This window comes from Planococcus salinus, assembly GCF_003719725.1.
GTDB classification, from domain to species: Bacteria; Bacillota; Bacilli; order Bacillales_A; family Planococcaceae; genus Planococcus; species Planococcus salinus.
Map to the genome: position 1 here is coordinate 108,618 of NZ_RIAX01000006.1, position 15,738 is coordinate 124,355.

Below are 15,738 nucleotides of genomic sequence, written 5' to 3' on the forward strand. Positions count from 1 at the left end.
CCGCCAAGTTTCTTTTCTGAATTCTTTTTGTACTTCTATTGAATTTAACTTACTGTTGAACTTCCCCTTGTCCCTACCATTTTTAATACAATTTTTCCCGGTAACTCTTTTCCAGAAGCTTTCCGACCGCCTCTTCGTCTACATTCGGCAATTTCGCGTGGGCTGCTAAGATCTTCGCACCTTTCGGCAGTTCCTCTTTCTCCGTCCATGTCTCAGGATTCCACAGTCCGGACCGCCGGAACGCCTTGGCGCAATGGATAAAGCATTCCTCCACATCCACGCCGATTCCAAGGAGTGGCCTTTTTCCGTTAACCGCCATCTTCTCTAACAATTCTTCGTCGCGGATCACGCTGGCTTTTCCGTTAATACGTAAGGTCTCGCCCAGTCCCGGAATCAGGAACAGTAACCCGATATTCGGATTCGATAAGATATTCCGCATGGAATCCATCCGCTTATTCCCGGGCCTCTCCGGAATGATCAACTGCTTTTCATTTTTCACATACACAAAACCGGCAGTATCTCCCCGTGGTGACACGTCGCAAAACCCGGATTCATCAGCTGTTGATATCGTCAGAAACGGCGACTTCGTGATAAAATCCCTGCAATGTTCATCCAAGTATGTAATGACTTTATTATTCACAAGTTCGCTCGGCTTTCCGGTAATTTCCCGAAGTTCCTCCACTGTCTCTACTGTATTTGGAAATGTCGGTTCGATTTTCAACATCCTCAATCCCTTTCGTATCAAATTTCTTTTTCATCTTCAGCAGAATAAATTAACCAAAACCTTGCCACTGTGCACAAACAATTTGATTGCCTGAATTGGCTCTTTCATACGCGCAGTCAGTGAACTGTTCATCTCCAGTTCAATCTATTTTCACGGCATGCCTCTGTATGTTTTCATTCATAGCTTTATAGCCCTGGTTCACATTACACAACTCTTCCCATTTCCTTTTTTCCTTGCCTTCATCTATTGTAACTTAATAATTCTCTCTGAGAGTCTTAAATTTCTTTCAGCACAGGGCACGGTTATTGCATTGAAACAGAATAAAGCAGATTATCCCCTGCAAGGATAAGCTGCTTTATTTAATGTTACTTGCTTGCTTTACATTTTATTCCCGGACATACTCACTGCACTCCTTTTTTCCCTTGCAAATGAGTAATTCCCGTCAAACCTCTCCATTGTCAGATCATGGATCCAATAAGTGATGGGGAAAAGTTTATCCAGGAAATAGCGGTCGTGGGATACCGAGACGATGGTCCCTGGAAAATCTTTCAGCGCTTCTTCCATTACTTCTTTTGCTTCCAGGTCTAAATGATTGGTGGGTTCATCCAAAATCAATAGATTATGGTTCATGTGCATAAGCTGTGCCAGTCTAAGCCGCATTTTTTCTCCGCCGCTCAATTGGCTGACAGGCTGGAAGACCATATTGCCGAAAAACAAAAACTTCGCCAGCATCGGTCGTGCATCATATTCAGAGACGGCAATCGCATCTCGAAACTCTTCGATCACTGTACGGCTATTGTCCATTTCAAGGGTTTGCTGTGACAGGTAGCCGATCGACACATTGCTGCCAAGCTTGATTTCACCGGCATCCAGTTCTTCATTTCCGAGAATCATGTTCAATAAGGTGGTCTTCCCCGTTCCATTTGAGCCGACAATCGCCACTCTTTCTCCAAAACGGACGTGCATATTCACGTCTTGGAAAAGCGTTCTTTCCCCGAATTCCTTCCATACCTCTTGCAGGCGCACCACATCTTTGCCGCTTCTCTCAGCTAATTGAAATTCCAGCGCCATCTGTTTTTTCGCCAGCACAGGACGGTCGAGCATTTCAATTCGCGCTACCGCTTTTTCAATGCTTTTGGCTTGTCTGTGCATGCCGGAATTCGGCGGATTGGCACGGTTGGCCCATTCCTTCAGCCGCTTGATCGTTTCTTTCATTTTCTTTATCTTTTTCTGCTGGTCCTGGTACTGCTGAAACTCAATCAATAGTCGGGTTTCCCGCTCTTTGACGTAAGTGGAATAATTCCCTTTGTATTGAATCAAGTCGCCTTGGTCCAACTCCCATATATGAGTCACCGCTTCATCCAAAAAATACCGGTCGTGAGATACCAGAACAATTGTCCCTTTGGAGTGGCTAATAAAAGAACCGAGCCATTCAATCGCTTCCAGATCCAAATGGTTTGTCGGCTCATCAAGCAGCAGAAGGTCAGGTTCTTGCAGCAATAATTTTGCCAGGCCGACTTTTGTACGTTCTCCTCCGCTTAAATGACCCCATTCCTCAAATTTCAAAGACTTGATTTTCAACCCGTTCAAAACTTGGTCGATGCGTGATTCAATCTCATACCCTCCGCGTTGGATAAAATCTTCCTGCATCGCTCCATAACGGGATAATAGACGCTCCATCTCTTCCGGAGCAGCTGATGCCATTTTCTCTTCCATGTCTGACAGCTGTTCCTGAATCAGCACAAGTTCGGAAAAAGCCGTCTTTAAGAGTTCGGCTACCGTCCATTCATTTTGTTCTTCCGGTGATTGTTTTAACAAGCCAACCTGACAGCCCTTTTTCCACGTCACCGTGCCCTCTGTCGGCTGCAACTCCCCGGCTAATACATTTAACAAAGTGGTTTTGCCTTCTCCGTTTCGTCCAACCAACCCGATCCGCTGGCCTTCCGCTATATCCCCTTTAATGTGATTAAATAATTTTTGTGTCGCAAAGTGGCACATGATGTGTTGGAACTGGCTGATAATCATCGTTCTCTCCCTTTCCTTCCGAGAGACGCACACAACACAAAAAGACATGCGAAGACGCATGCCTTTTTGCAAAATCCGATTGCAGGCAGATGTCTCTCACTGGTTTATTTCACTCGATGCAGTTGTCCGAAAAAAGACAGACTTATCCTGTACAGCTGCTGAAGTGAAAGTAACGCCATGCAGAATATAAAGATACTTCTGACATTCTGTCATGCGTTTACCAGTTCGATTCATCATACCCACCTCCTTCGTTCATTTCTTTTATCATAATAGGGAGATGAAAACTAGTCAACTGAAAATTCTGAAATTTTTATCGGTAAAAATTCATTAGAACATTACTGTTAAATGCTTTCCACACCCCACTGTTCACTACTATTGCCAATACTTAGAGAAGTGAAGCATTTCTTCTTGTTGCATGCCCATCATCGGCTCTAAAATCACGATTATTGGAGAACAATCCGGGTTATACGTATTGGTGCGTGTCTACACTAGGCACACTGAACAATGGCTGATGGATGGAGCGGCTAGAAATGGTGTGAAAGTTTACCCCACAAGCCCTTACTTTTTCTCTTCCGCCAGAGAACCGTTGCTGCAATTATGCTTTAGCAACTTGACTTTCGAACAGATCGAAGAAGGCATAAAAACCATAAAAAAGCTTGGAAATTCTTTTAAGAATACAGAGAAGAGCTGTGCCGTAAATCAACGGCACAGCTCTAATAATTTGAAGGGCAGTTTATTTTTCCCACTCTTTTCTACTTCTACTCTCGCTTCCGATAAGCCCTCATATGTCAACTAGCTTATTTTCTCTGAAGCACGCTTGTCTAACTTCCTGTCTACAAGTGAAATACATGAATAAATCCAAACACCGTAACGGGTATCAACAGAGAGGGAAGAAGATTTAATGTGTTGAATTTTTTGATTCCTAGAATACTTAAACCCGATGCCATGATCAGCATCCCTCCGATAATGGTGATTTCGTTTAAGAGGTCCGGATTGAGCGCATTCCCGATGATAGTAGCCATAACGTAAATGGACCCTTGCCAGGCAAATAAGATAATTGCTGAAATGGCAATGCCGATTCCAAATGTGGACGCTAAGACAATGGAAGTGATGCCGTCCAGCATGCCGTTTGCCAGAAGATACGTATAGTCTCCTTTCAAAGCGGCCTCGATCGGGCCTAAAATGGACAATGTTCCAATACAGAATAACAAGATAGCTGTAGCCAATCCTTCGGCTAAGTTGCCTGTTGAGTATTTATTCACTAAATTATTAAACCTCGATTCCAGCCTCAGTTTTTGTCCAATTATCCCTCCTGCAGCTAAACTCACGATAAACAGCACGGGGTATTTACTATCGGGCAAGTGTTGGACGAGCGCATCAATTCCCAAGCCAAGCGCTACAAGTCCCATGGCCTGCATGAGAATTTGATGGTACTCCTCCTTCAATCCCTTCTTCAACATACTTCCGATTAAACATCCCATCAGAATCATCCCTGCATTAAACACGGTTCCAAACATAAGCACTACTCCTTTAAGTTAGCTTTCTTACTAAAAATATAGACCCTCCTGCTAGAGGAGGGTCAACTTTTTATGGGTATCTGGATCTCTGTCAAGTAGTCTTCTTCTCGAGAGGAAATGTACTGATTGATGATGGTTCTCTCTATGGAATCTCCAGTGATTTTGAAGCCATTCTCATGAATGTAGTTGAGCAGCCGTGTATAAGGTTGCAGTGAATCGCTGTGGCCGCCATTGTAATAAATACAAGCATATGTGCCTTCCGGTAAACTATCAGCTAAAGGAACATTGACACTGTTATCTTCATCCAAAATAAAGATGGAGCTGTATTCATCATATTTGTGATTAACAATATCGTGCATACTTACCGTAAGCCCTACACCTCCAATGAATAGGGAAGAACGTAAATTTGCCTGGTTTTCCAACTGCCGCAAGTTTATTTCCAAGTCCGGTTCTGAAGTGATTTTTTCAGTAAGCCTGATAATTCTTCTCTTTTCCATGCTCTTAGTAAATGGAATCATCCGCTCTTCTAATCTTCTTGCTAGTCGAATATTCGAAATTCGATTTTGAAATCTTCGATTGATCCGTTCAAGGTCTTTTATTTTTTGTTCTGTAAACCGTTTTTGTTCCTCCAACAAAAGCAGAAAACCATCTATATCTCTACGTTCTAAGTGCTTCTTAATCTCTTCTAATGAGAAGCCTAACTCTTTCAGATAATTGATGGTATTTAGCTGTTCGAATTGATCAGTCGAATAATAGCGATAGCCATTGCTCTGATCCGTATGGATAGGGTTCAATAGATTAATTTTATGATAATAGTGAAGCGTCTTGATTGTTGTATTGTGAAGTCTCGCCATCTCGCCAATTGAAAATTTATTTTCCATACAGTCGATCCTTTCCCTTCAATTACTTTACCCCTTATTATAAATTAGCTTTTGTAGTTTGCCTCTAAAGACACCGTTCGTAAATGTCCTAAAACACTTTACGAACGTTCAACATTTCACACATACTTTTACGAACCGCTTCCACATATACCGGGAGAACACGAACGTTCTTAAAGGAATAAGATATTTACCTGAATCATCATGGAAGCTAACCCATGAAAAGCTTGCTCTATTTTCCGTACAAAATCAAAAAACTACTCCCAGTCCCAAAGCTCCACTTCTCCAAGCTGTTCCCCGTGGACCAGTTCTTCCCCTTCTAGTTTCAACAATTCCTTGACCGGCCCTGTCACCACCGCCCCGTAAGCGGTAAAGCCGTTTTCCTGCAGGTATTCATAACGTTCAGGCAGATGCCCCAGCCCCAAAAATCCTTCATAATAAGAAGAAGGTTTTTCCGCCAGCAACGCACCCATATTTTGCAGCATTGCTTTTTCACTATCAGCAATAGTTGCCGTATCCAGGCGATACGTCAAAGAACTCGACTGAAAATCTTCGGATGATGTACGGGCTCCCGCCAAACCGAGGCCACCGTTGAGCGTCAAGTTATTCCCCGAGCCGCCCCAGCTGTTCGGTGTAAAATCGACAAATTCCCCTGTATAAAGCGGCATCCAAAGAACATCCACTTCGTACGGCTGCATTGCCTCGATGAGTTCTTCCGGCGTAAGGAAGCGATCGGTTGAAAATGCCAGTTCCGCCACGGTTCCTTCATGGAGCATTTCGAGCGTTTCCCATACATTCGGCCAAGGGTTGGCAGTCATTTGATTGCCGCTCCGCGGATCTTCCGGCAACGAAAAAGAAAATTCATTGATTTGTTCCCTGCCCGGAAGTTGATAGTCCACGTAGGAACGGCTATTGAACACATGTTTTGTGACATCCGCTTCTCCGATCACGACATCCGCACGCCCCACTTTTTTCACCAACGGATACGACAAGTTCTTCGTACCGAAAACAGTAATTTCTTCCTGCTCAAAATCAAACGATCCGCGGACGTTCGGGATTTTCCAGTCAAGAGCGAGCTTCGTGTAGAAATCATTTTCTTCTGCCACATTCCGCCATTCCGAGCTGATGCTGAGTACTGCCATATACGCTCCGTAAACCAGAACGCCAATCAGCAAAAGCCGAAGAATCCGGACAGTTAACGTAAAACGGGATTTTTTCAGGATTTTCTCTTCCATTTCTTTATTCCACTCCATCGTCATGCCACCCTTTCTTTTCCGCCAATGCCTCCAACTTCTTTCTGGCTCTGTATAAATTCACTTTTACCTGGTCTTCTGTTAAGTCCAGCGTCTCCTGAATTTCCTTGTAACTGAATTGCTCAAACTCCCTCAAATAGAGGATGGTCCGGTAATGTTCCGGCAGAAAGCCGATCAGTTCCGCTAAATCACTCGATAACTCCTGGTTCAGCGCGGCTTCTTCCGGCAACCCATAAGGACTGATCATGTCTTCTTTTGAATGCAGTAAATTCAGCAGTGGAATGGCCTGACGGCGTTTCCGTTTTCGCCATTCATCCACATAGACGTTCCGTGCCACTTTAAACAGCCAGGCACGCGCTTTTTCTCCGTCATACGTGTAGAGGGAGACCGTCGCTCTCACAAATGTCTCCTGCGTCAAATCTTCTGCTACATGAGCAGAACCTGACATTTTCCATAAGAAATAGTAGAGGGGTTTTGCGTACTTTTTATATAAATCTTCCAGCTGATAATTTTTCATACGCTCCCCCTCCGGCTATATCTTACTGGTAACACGTTCGACTCCCTATAATGTTACAGTTTTTCCAGAAAGAATTCGCTGGTGTCTTTTCCGCCTATTTTCTTTTTTATGATTTAATGGAAGAAAGCTGTTCTGAGTGAACGCCTGAATACAGGAGAGGAGCGGAAGCGATGATGGATTGGCGCTGGTCCAGAGTGGACGAATTGGAAACACAGGAAAAATATAGAGAAGCTATTTGTTATATGCATCAAGTTTGGCAACAAAAGCCGATGGATCTGAAAGTCTTCTTGAAACTCAGTTTCCTGTGCTGGTATGTAGTGGCGGAATGGGGAGTTTTTGCGGCTTCTGACTTGGAAGAAAAAGATGTGGAAGAATGTGAAGAGCTGCTGAAAAGTTTGACAGCTTTCGGACATCGTCATTTTCAGCATCATGTCGAATTCCTTTGGTTGTTCGGCTACATGATTTTGTTATTCCCTGACTTTTTTGGAGAACAAGAACAAACAGGTGTTTATATGGTGAAAAGAGCATACGAAATGAAACCGCAAGATCCGGTCATCCAGTTGATTCATCTTTCCGGCCAGCAGACAAATCCATACGAACCGAAGTTGGAACAAATCCGTAAAGAGACCGCCCTGGTGCTGCCGGAACGTTTTCAAGGAAGTGGTGACCTTCAACGCTACTTTAAAGAAGTTTTGAATAGAATATAAAAATCACTTGTTGCTCAGTTCTCACTGTTAATCAGACATAAGCGTGATCACTCTTTTTAATGCACATAAAAAACCGCCCCCGAAGGAGCGGTTTTCGTTATTCAATCTTCGTCGCATTGCAATTCCTGCAACTGATTTGCATACATCGTAAATGATTCACGGTCATTGTTGTCCAGGGCTTCATCGATTAGGGTCATGAGCTGTGCTTCTTGTTGAGAACGGTGAACATGCTTCAGGAATAAATCAAGGTAAATATCATTCAGCAGTTTCTCCGCTTCGGTTATTTTCTTCGTTTGAGCCATCGCTTTCATGAAATCAGCATAAGAATAATAGTTTTCCATTCTACTTCACCCCGAATGCTTTTCATTAGTATACACGATAACTTCATAAAGAATCAATCATTTTTTGAAAATTCCGATGAAATAGAACAAAAAATATTTTCTGATTAAAAGTATTGCGGAATTTCCATTTTTTATTATAATAGGATATGTAAAGTAAATTTGGGGGTGTTTTATAATGGGTAAAAAGAATTACCCGCTTTCTTCATATATTGTGTGCAGCAATACATACGCACTCATCCCGTATGTCGACGGCCATCGGACAGTAACGCGCGTCATCGAAGATCGAAATGAATTTGTCATTGAACAATCGATTTACAAAACAATTACCAGCTCCTGCTCTTTTTACAGAGGATCTCTGGAAAGCGCCACCCTCTATTCCCAAAAAGCCGTCCGAGTCAAACATAAACCCCCCGTCATCATTGGAGAGTATTATGGCAATCCACTCATCTTTTTCCCGACTCATTCACCGAAAAACAAAGATGCCGTCTGGTTCAATTTCGATGCCATCGACTTGATCGAAAGTGATGCCAGCGGAAAAGGCAGCATTGTCTATTTAAGCAATGGCGAAACCGTGGATTTGGATGTTTCCCCCATCGCTTTGAGAAACCAGCATTCGTTTGCCGGTTCACTGCGGAGATACTTCAAAAAAGCGCAGAACATGCACAAACAGCAATTGGTCTATTTATCAAAGCCCAAATTGGCTCTGAGAAGACAGCATCCTCAAGGCTAAAGCTCTTTGTCCGACATCGCCAAATAGACACGCAGCAACTCCTCCACACGGTTGCGAAGACGCAAATTCAAATAACGCCGATGATCTTCATAGCCTCCATGATAAAATACATATTCCGTAAAAGTGTCGTCGCCGGTACCGCGCAGCATTTTCATATGGTGTTTCCGCATATGGATTTTCGTTTCTTTCAGTTCTTTCTGCACTTGCTTGATCGCCCCGTCCACCAATTCGATATAAGGGCGGTTCAGTTTGAAAGCCCCTGTCTCGAACAAGGCTCGATCCCGTTCCAGGATGGTCAACACCATCGGCAAGTAAATCATGTTTTCAAAATGGACCACCTGCTCCTGAGAAATCAATGGCATGTTTCACACCTCCTCTTTAAGAAAGGGAACATATGTTCTTATCTTTATTCTACTCTGTCTTAAAGAAATTGCAAGACTTTCCAAATAAAAAATCTATGCCACCGCAGTGGCATAGATTTTTTTATTTAATCGAACGGTACACCCACAGCGAACCGATGAAAAAAATGGACGACACCCATAGATAAACTTCGTGCCAAAACCACACAGCCACCGAAATTCCCGTAAAAGAGAGAATTGAAAAGATCCCGGCAAACATTCGGCTTTGCAGACGCCGTTGGTATTCCCGCTCCTTGCCGTCCCGGTTTTCGAGGTAATGGCGAAGCCGCTCGGGCTCTTCCAAATAATTGATGACTTTCTGCGGAAACGCACGCAGCGGTCCGGTTGACTGAAGCAGCCAGCGGAACACATCTTCTTTTCCAAAGATGCGGTCGTCCCCTTTTTGGGAAGATGCCCATTCCAATACTTTCGGCCGCGCAATTCCCAACAAATCGACATTTGGATCCAATACATGGAGCACTCCGATAAACGTCGAAACCGCGCGCCCAAAAAAGGCAAATTCAGCCGGCAGCTGAACCGGCTGCGTCCGGACAATTTCCTGTATGTCCCGCAGCAGCCGCTCTACTACAAAACTGTCCATTTGCATCAATTCATTCGACTCATAGGCCGTGACGAGTCGTGAAATCGTATCCGCAAGCAAGCGCCGGTCCGCCTGCGGAAGCAAAAACCGCAAATCTTCCAGCCCGTCAAGCACTTGGTCATAGTTTTTGAAAAGGATGCCTTCCGCAATCCGCAGCACCGCCTGAGAATCCGATTTGGTGATGACCCCTGTCATACCAAAATCAATCAGCACAATGGTTCCATCCGGTTTCAGCAGAATATTGCCGCCATGAGGATCGGCATGGAATTGGCCGCCGTACAACACCTGTTCCAAAAACAGCATAAAAAGCCGTTCCGAGATTTCCCGCCGGTCCAAACCGTGTTTTTCAATAAACGCCAGATCCGTTATACGCGCCCCTTCAATCCATTCCATGACGAGCACGCGCCTTGTCGAAAACTCTTCATAGTATACGGGAAAATAAATGCTTTCCATATCACCGAAGCGATCTGCAAAAGAACGTCCACTATGTAATTCCTTCAAAAAATTCAGTTCATTGCCGATGGTTTCGGTCATTTCCAAATACAATTGGGTAAAGTCGATTTGTTTGGAAAATGGAGTAAATGTTTTCGCCATCCAGATGACAATCCGGATGGCCTGAAAGTCCGCCCGTAAGATGCGATCCGTTCCAGGACGCTGGACTTTCACCGCCACTTCTGTGCCGTCCTGCAATGTACCCTTATAAACTTCCCCAATAGAGGCCGAAGCCACGGCTGCATCCGATAAAGACGTTAAATAAGTTGTGTAAGGCGTGTTCCACTCCTTTTCCAGCACGGAAACGATTTTTTCCCTTGGAATGGACGGCACACGGTCCGTCAGCCCTTCCAGCTCCACCAGAAAAGAAGGCGGCATGATATCGGCACGTGTGGACAGGAACTGGCCCAGTTTAATCATCAGGCCGCCGAGCTTCAACGCCAGTATTTTGTAATCCTTTGCTTGTTTCGTCACCATTTTGTTCCACTTCTCCATCACCAACGGATTCCAGTCTCCGCGGTGGCGCCTATGGAAGAACAGCACTTGTAAATAGAACCTGACTGCCATAAGGACAATCCGGCTAATGCGGATGATTGGAATACGATTCATGTAACGGTTCCTCCTTTGAATTTCATTATAAGGATTGTTGGCGGAATAGTCCAAAAAATGGTATGTTTGAAAAGCACAGCAGGTTTGATAAAGGGGGATGGAAATGGACACAATCCATTACGAACAACAGGGAAGTCTGGCATTTATCACTTTCAACAGACCCGAAGCGATGAATGCCTTCAATTACGATATGCTGGCGGAACTCGGACAAGTGGTGGAAGCGATCCGCATCAACCCGGACATCCGGGCAGTGGTATTTACAGGAGCAGGCGAAAAATCGTTCAGTGTGGGGGCCGATTTAAAAGAACGCAAAACATTGACCGAACAACATGTGAAACGCAACCTCTATAAAATTGGCGAAGTCTTCACGACAATTGAAAACCTGCCGCAGCCGACGATCGCCATGATCAACGGCTTTGCGTTCGGCGGTGGCATGGAACTCGCATTGGCGTGTGATTTCCGGATCATCGCAGACGACACCCGCATCGGGCTGACGGAAACAAGCTTAGCCATCATCCCGGGGGCGGGCGGCACACAGCGGTTGCCGAGACTGATTGGCGAAGCAAAGGCAATGGAGTTGATTTTGACGGCACGCCGTTTGACCCCTGCAGAAGCGCTTGAATACGGTGTTGTAACCAAACTGGCAGCACGCGACAACTTGGCGGAAGTGACCGGGGAATTCGCCGATACACTGCTTGCCAATGGACCGATTGCTTTGCAGCAGGCGAAGTTTGCCATCAAGAACGGCATGAACGCCGACTTGCAGACAGGGCTCCAGATCGAGCGGAAAGCGTACGAACTGACGATTCCGACAGAAGACCGCATCGAAGCGCTGAACGCCTTCGGTGACAAGCGGAAACCAGTGTTTAAAGGAAAATAACCATCCAAAGAGCTATTCCATAAGCATAAAAAAACAGGTGGAGAAAATTCTCCACCTGTTTTTGATATTTACTGCTTCTGCTACTTTGATCTCTTGATTGAGCATAAAAATTCTTCATCACAAGGAAACAAAGTTGTTTGGAGTGCAGGCGCTCGACTCCTGCGGGAACAGCACGAGCCGAAGACCCTGGAGCGAGCAGAGCGAGTGAAGCGGCTGAGGCCGTGCCCGCGGAAAGCGAGCGCCGGAACGGAAAACAACTCTTTTCTATATCATCCTTATAAATACTTTTCCATCCAGCCTGTAATCTGTTCCAGGCGGGCAAAACGCAGATTCGGTTTACCGGTGCGCGACAAGTTATGGTCGGCTTCTGGGAAACGGACAAATTCCGTTTCTTTACCCATGCTCTTCAACGTAATATACAGCTGTTCGGATTGCTCGATCGGGCAGCGGTAATCGTTTTCCGAATGGAGAATCAACAACGGCGTTTCCACGTTTTTCGCGTACTTCAACGGAGAATGGCTCCATAACTTATCGACATCCGTCATATCGGCACCAATTTGCCAATCGCTGAAGTAATAGCCGATATCCGACACACCGAAGAACGAAATCCAGTTGGAAATCGAACGCTGTGTAACAGCTGCCTTGAAACGGTTGGTATGACCGACAATCCAGTTGGTCATAAATCCGCCGTAGCTGCCGCCTGTAACGCCGAGGCGCTTCGTGTCAATCCAGCTGTTTGCGGCAATGACATCATCAAGGGATTTCATGATGTCTTCGTAATCGCCGCCACCGTAATCCCCCCGCACTTCATTGACAAATTCCTGGCTGTAACCGTGGCTGCCGCGTGGGTTGACGAATAACACACCGTACCCCTGAGCTGCCAACAATTGCATTTCATGGACGAATGTATTGGCGTACATGGCATGTGGGCCCCCGTGGATATTGACGACCAGCGGGTATTTCTTTCCTTTTTTGAATCCATAAGGCTTGATAAGCCAGCCATGGACCGCCCAGTCTTTTGCGCCTCTGGCAATAATCAGTTCCGGTGCAATCAATTCCGTTTCTTCCAAATAGGTTTTATTGAAATCAGTGAGAGCTTCCCGTTCGCCCGTTGCAATGGTCAGTTTATATAATTCACCGGGGTTGACCGGGTTGCTGATGGTGGCCAGCGCAAAAGAACCGTCACGCGAGATGTCATAGCCGTATACATGCTCTAAATCAGGAGACGCCGGATACAAGGCACCATCCAAGGAAGCAAAATACAGGCGTACATCGCCCATTGCGGACACCTGGAAATACAAATGATCATCTTTTGTCCAGACAGCAAGCGGCGCGTTCGCTCCCTGCTGATGGTCTGCTGCCACATAATCGCCAACCGGCAAATCCAGGCTTTCCGTCAGGCAAACACGTGATTTTCCGTTGACGTCCGCGACATACAGCTCCATATGCGTGGCGTTTTCAAATTGGCGCGTGTTGCCGCCGAACGCAATTTTCGTGTCGTCATGGGAAAAAGCCGCTCCTCCGAAAGGTCCTTCTTCCTCGATCAACACCGTTTCTTTTTTCTTGTCAGTATCATAAACATACAGCGACTGGCGGAACACAAAATCGAGATTTTCTTCACGTGTCACACCGTATACCACTTTCCCACCGTCATGGGACACCGCTTCCAGGCTGTACTGATAATTCCCTTCTGTGATCTGCTCCACTTCTTTGGACTCGATGTCAATCATACCGATGTGTCGGTGGTACTCTTTCGGCAACAAGCCCAGGCCGTCCGCTTTGTACTTCATCTTATCGACGACATACGGTTCCGGTTTTTTCTTTTCATCTTTGTCTTTTTCCTCTTTATCGGTGAAGGTCTTGCCTTCTTTGACAAGTGCGCTGAACCAGATTTTCTTGTTGCATGGAGACCAGCGGAAACCGGTGACGCCTTTTTCGAAATCCGTCACGGCTCGTGCTTCTCCGCCCTGGGCCGAGATGATGTATACCTGGTTTTGGTCGTCGCGATTGGACAGAAAAGCTACGGATTTTCCGTCTTCAGACCATTGAGGGGAAGAAACACGTTCTTTGCCCTGTGTCCATTGTGTCACTTCTCCAGTTATCAAATCGACATGATAGAGATGAGCAATGTATGTATTGTCTTCTTCATTGATATGCGTCCGTACGAAAACAGCCCGTTTGCCATCCGGTGAAATCTTTGGATCTGTCACTGACACCAATTTGGTTAAGTCTTTTATTTCTACCGCTTTTTTCTCCACTTGAAGTCCTCCTTGCAGGAATTATTTCGATAATCGCAATACTTGCTTCTTTACTATAATGAAAAAACTCAGTGTTTTCAATTAAATCATTCAAAAATAGGCTCCGGAGTTAATCCGGAGCCATATCCATCTCTCGTTATTCACTTTACTTCCCACGAACACAGCAAATTACTGGTCATGCTTTCTTGTTACTTGCTGATTGCCTGATCTTTCAGTGCACGGCGCAAGATTTTACCGGTTGTGTTTTTCGGCAGCTCGTCAAGAATTTCAATATGTTTCGGCACCTTATATTTTGCCAGGTGTTCAGCGCAATAACTTTTCAATTCGTCTATCGTAAGGTCCTGGTCTTTCAGAACAACATACGCATGGACCGCTTCCCCGAAATCGGGATCCGGCAAGCCGACCACTGCCGCTTCGGTAATGCCTGGATGTGTAAACAGCACTTCCTCCACTTCACGCGGATAGACATTGTAGCCGCCAACAATCACCAAATCTTTTTTGCGGTCGACGATAAAGAAATAACCTTCCTCATCCACGCGTGCCAAGTCCCCTGTATACAGCCAGCCATCCCGGATGGTGGCGCTTGTTTCTTCCGGCATTTTGTAATAACCTTTCATGACATTCGGGCCGCGTACGATCAATTCGCCCACTTCTCCAGGAGGCACTTCTTCTCCCAGTTCATTGACCACTTTGTTTTCCACATTGATGATCGAAGTTCCGATCGATCCAGCTTTCCGTTCACGGTCCACTGGATTAAAGCAAGTAACCGGTGATGCTTCCGATAACCCATATCCTTCGGAAACCCGGACGTTGAATTTGTTCTCGAAATTATGCAGCAATGCCACAGGCAAAGCGGAACCGCCGGAAATCGCCAGACGGACTGTATTGAAATCTGCCGGATCCACATCCGGATATTGATACATGAAGTTGTACATAGTCGGCACTCCGGCAAAAACTGTTGCCTTCCGGGATTTAACGGCGTCAAACACCTCTTTCGGATTAAAGCGCGGGACCAGCACAATTTCCGCTCCTTGCATAAGTGGTGCGTTGACTACCACTGTAAGCGCAAATACATGGAAGACCGGCAAAGTGGCAATCACACGGTCATCCGGCGTCATTTTCAAATATTCGCCAACATCCCGTGCATTGGAATACAGGTTCCCATGCGTCAGCATCGCACCTTTCGGCTTGCCGGTAGTTCCTGAAGTATACAGGATGACCGCGTTATCGTCTGTAGCCACTTCGACTTCTGTCCCGATAGCCGGCGCTTTTTTGAGAAGTTCCGTAAAATCAGAAACCTTTCCTTTCACTTCCGTCGGCAATTGCTGCAGTTTACCCGCAAGGTCCGGCTCTGTTTCGCACATAATATAATCCGCCACCGCCGGAAATGCCAAGTGCGCTTTTTCCACCAACGGCAGGAGTTTATCCAGTGCAATAACCACCTTCGCATCGCTGTTCTTTACAATGTAAGCGATTTCATCAGGGCTGTAGATCGGGTTGATCGGAACAGCTGTAGCACCAAGACGCATCGTTGCGTATAACGAAATTAAAAAATGAGGTGTATTGCTCAAAAGAAATGCGACATGGTCCCCTTTTTCCACGCCCAATTCCTGCAAAGCCCCTGCAAATTTCGCTACTGACTGATCAAATTCACCATAGGTCGTACCTTTTCCCATGAAATGATACGCCGTTCTATGAGGTTCTTGCGATGCAATGCCTTGAACACTTGTGACTAAATTCATCTTCCCATCCCTCTTTCGCGTTGAATGAATACTCATTCATATTTTAACTCTTTTCATTATAAAATA

Annotated in this window: 14 protein-coding genes; 3 read left to right on the plus strand and 11 right to left on the minus strand. The window is 45.5% G+C overall.

The annotated features are described in order from the left end of the window. Positions 1-82: 82 nt before the first annotated feature. From EEX84_RS09850 to EEX84_RS09880, 6 genes are all read right to left on the minus strand, one after another. Complete coding sequence (locus EEX84_RS09850; protein ID WP_192892947.1) at positions 83-724, minus strand: MSMEG_1061 family FMN-dependent PPOX-type flavoprotein; 642 nt, start codon at positions 722-724, stop codon at positions 83-85. A gap of 378 nt (positions 725-1,102) precedes the next feature. After that, positions 1,103-2,749: a ribosomal protection-like ABC-F family protein gene (gene abc-f / locus EEX84_RS09855; protein WP_123165470.1), complete on the minus strand. Its 1,647-nt coding sequence runs from the start codon at positions 2,747-2,749 to the stop codon at positions 1,103-1,105. A gap of 833 nt (positions 2,750-3,582) precedes the next feature. Further along, positions 3,583-4,266, minus strand: coding sequence for a DUF554 domain-containing protein (locus EEX84_RS09865; protein ID WP_123165472.1), 684 nt, complete (start codon positions 4,264-4,266; stop codon positions 3,583-3,585). Between the two features lie 62 nt (positions 4,267-4,328). Next, positions 4,329-5,147 carry a MerR family transcriptional regulator gene (locus tag EEX84_RS09870; protein ID WP_123165473.1) on the minus strand — a complete coding sequence of 273 codons (819 nt, stop codon included), beginning with the start codon at positions 5,145-5,147 and terminating at the stop codon, positions 4,329-4,331. A 254-nt stretch (positions 5,148-5,401) separates the two neighbouring features. Continuing rightward, positions 5,402-6,397, minus strand: a complete 996-nt coding sequence (locus EEX84_RS09875) for an anti sigma factor C-terminal domain-containing protein (RefSeq protein WP_158599108.1) — start codon at positions 6,395-6,397, stop codon at positions 5,402-5,404. Beyond that, the gene (locus EEX84_RS09880) at positions 6,384-6,914 is read right to left on the minus strand and encodes a sigma-70 family RNA polymerase sigma factor (protein ID WP_123165475.1); all 531 of its coding nucleotides are present in this window, start codon (positions 6,912-6,914) and stop codon (positions 6,384-6,386) included. Before EEX84_RS09880 ends, EEX84_RS09875 begins: the two co-directional genes overlap by 14 nt. A gap of 170 nt (positions 6,915-7,084) precedes the next feature. Between EEX84_RS09880 and EEX84_RS09885 the strand changes: the two genes are divergently transcribed. Next, on the plus strand, positions 7,085-7,621 hold the full coding sequence (locus EEX84_RS09885; RefSeq protein ID WP_123165476.1) for a hypothetical protein: 537 nt from the start codon (positions 7,085-7,087) through the stop codon (positions 7,619-7,621). A 101-nt stretch (positions 7,622-7,722) separates the two neighbouring features. Here the strand turns inward: EEX84_RS09885 and EEX84_RS09890 are convergent, their stop codons facing one another. Then, positions 7,723-7,962 carry an IDEAL domain-containing protein gene (locus EEX84_RS09890; RefSeq protein WP_123165477.1) on the minus strand — a complete coding sequence of 80 codons (240 nt, stop codon included), beginning with the start codon at positions 7,960-7,962 and terminating at the stop codon, positions 7,723-7,725. Positions 7,963-8,137: 175 nt separating this feature from the next. Between EEX84_RS09890 and EEX84_RS09895 the strand changes: the two genes are divergently transcribed. After that, on the plus strand, positions 8,138-8,692 hold the full coding sequence (locus EEX84_RS09895; protein ID WP_123165478.1) for a competence protein ComK: 555 nt from the start codon (positions 8,138-8,140) through the stop codon (positions 8,690-8,692). Here EEX84_RS09895 and EEX84_RS09900 read toward each other — a convergent pair. Next, on the minus strand, positions 8,689-9,054 hold the full coding sequence (locus tag EEX84_RS09900; protein WP_123165479.1) for a YhjD family protein: 366 nt from the start codon (positions 9,052-9,054) through the stop codon (positions 8,689-8,691). The two genes, EEX84_RS09895 and EEX84_RS09900, sit on opposite strands and share 4 nt — an antisense overlap. Before the next feature lie 121 nt (positions 9,055-9,175). Then, entirely contained in the window at positions 9,176-10,792 is a 1,617-nt protein-coding gene (locus EEX84_RS09905; RefSeq protein WP_123165480.1) for an ABC1 kinase family protein, read from the minus strand. 103 nt (positions 10,793-10,895) lie between these two features. Between EEX84_RS09905 and EEX84_RS09910 the strand changes: the two genes are divergently transcribed. After that, the gene (locus EEX84_RS09910) at positions 10,896-11,672 is read left to right on the plus strand and encodes an enoyl-CoA hydratase-related protein (protein ID WP_123165481.1); all 777 of its coding nucleotides are present in this window, start codon (positions 10,896-10,898) and stop codon (positions 11,670-11,672) included. A gap of 275 nt (positions 11,673-11,947) precedes the next feature. Here the strand turns inward: EEX84_RS09910 and EEX84_RS09920 are convergent, their stop codons facing one another. Both EEX84_RS09920 and EEX84_RS09925 read right to left on the minus strand, forming a co-directional pair. Further along, a complete protein-coding gene (locus tag EEX84_RS09920; RefSeq protein ID WP_123165483.1) occupies positions 11,948-13,930 on the minus strand; it encodes a S9 family peptidase in 1,983 nt (660 codons plus the stop codon). Between the two features lie 188 nt (positions 13,931-14,118). Next, on the minus strand, positions 14,119-15,672 hold the full coding sequence (locus tag EEX84_RS09925) for a fatty acid--CoA ligase family protein (RefSeq protein ID WP_123165484.1): 1,554 nt from the start codon (positions 15,670-15,672) through the stop codon (positions 14,119-14,121). Positions 15,673-15,738 lie beyond the last annotated feature (66 nt).